The sequence below is a fragment of the Spirillospora sp. NPDC049652 genome (genome assembly GCF_040675125.1).
Lineage (GTDB): Bacteria > Actinomycetota > Actinomycetes > Streptosporangiales > Streptosporangiaceae > Spirillospora.
The window spans coordinates 1-1,150 of sequence record NZ_JBFAOF010001523.1; the positions used below are offsets into that span (position 1 = coordinate 1).

Annotated in this window: 2 pseudogenes; one reads left to right on the plus strand and one right to left on the minus strand. The window is 76.3% G+C overall.

Annotated features, from left to right (window positions below):
- Positions 1-809: pseudogene (locus tag AB0J52_RS41635) on the plus strand (hypothetical protein); the annotation flags it as partial.
- A gap of 96 nt (positions 810-905) precedes the next feature.
- On the opposite strand, the pseudogene AB0J52_RS41640 reads toward AB0J52_RS41635, so the two are convergent.
- A pseudogene (locus tag AB0J52_RS41640) lies at positions 906-1,150 on the minus strand (hypothetical protein); the annotation flags it as partial.

Sequence of the window (1,150 nt, forward strand, 5' to 3'; positions counted from 1 at the left end):
CGTACCAGCGCTATGCCTCGCGCTCGTACGCGGACTCGCGAGAGGCCGAAGGCCGCCGAGCCGAGGGCTCGCGTGCGGCCGACGAGGCTTCCGCGTCCGAAGGGGCGCGAGCCGGCGGGGACGAGCGTGACTTCACACCGCGCGCCGAGGAGACCGTCGGCGCGTCTTCCGTGAGTGACAACTCCGAATCCCGCGACGCGTCGGCGGACGACCAGCGCGGTGCCGACTCGGCGCGGGACGTGGAGTCCGCAGGTGAGCGCGCCGGGCAGCGGGCATCGTCCGACGCCCGCGACGACGCGTCCGCGCGGGAGCGCACCGGTCGTAGCGCCGAGGACGCCGCCGCGCAGCGCGAAACGTCCGCGGCCGACGACGACGCCGCCGAGCGCACGGCCTCGTCCACCAGGGACGAGGAGGCTGCGGCCGCCGAGCGCGAGGCGGCCGAGGCCGAGGCCAGGAAGAGGGCGGCCGCTGAGAAGGCGGCCGAGCGCGAGGCGGCGGCCAAGCAGGACGAGGAGGCCACGCGCAAGGCCGCCGCGGCCGCCACCCGCAACGCGGCGTCCGCGAGCGGCCGGGGCGAGTCCGCCGAGGACGACGAGGACGCGGCCGACCGTCCGGTGCCGCGTACCACGCACCGTCCGGCGGCGAAGAAGGCGGCGGCGCGTCCGGCGATGCCCGCCGCGGCGACCGAGAAGCCCGCCGACACCCCGGCGACGCAGCGGCCGCCGCGCGCCCGCCGCAAGTCGAAGGCCAAGCGCGCCTCCGTCCCGTCCTGGGACGAGATCATGTTCGGCGCCCGCCGCCCGGAGTAGTCTCACCACCTGCCGACGCCCGGCTCCTCACTCGAGGGGCCGGGCGCTCACTTTTCCGCCCGGCCCCACGGGAGCTGGGACGCGGAACGCCGGCGTTCAGGCGGTTTCGGTGGGCTTGGCCGGGGTCTCGTGAGACTTCGAAAATTTGCGGCGGAGGTTTTTGCGGGGCGGGGGCTGGGCGATGAAGGGCGTGATCCAGTCCGGGGTGATGCTCCAGGCCAGGGCCACGGCGTCGGTCTCGGACACGTCCACGGCCGCGCAGCCGCCCTCGCCCGCGCCCACCGCCGCGTGCAGGGTCGCCAGGCCGGCGCGGCGCTGGAAGAACGTGCGGCGGATGCGCC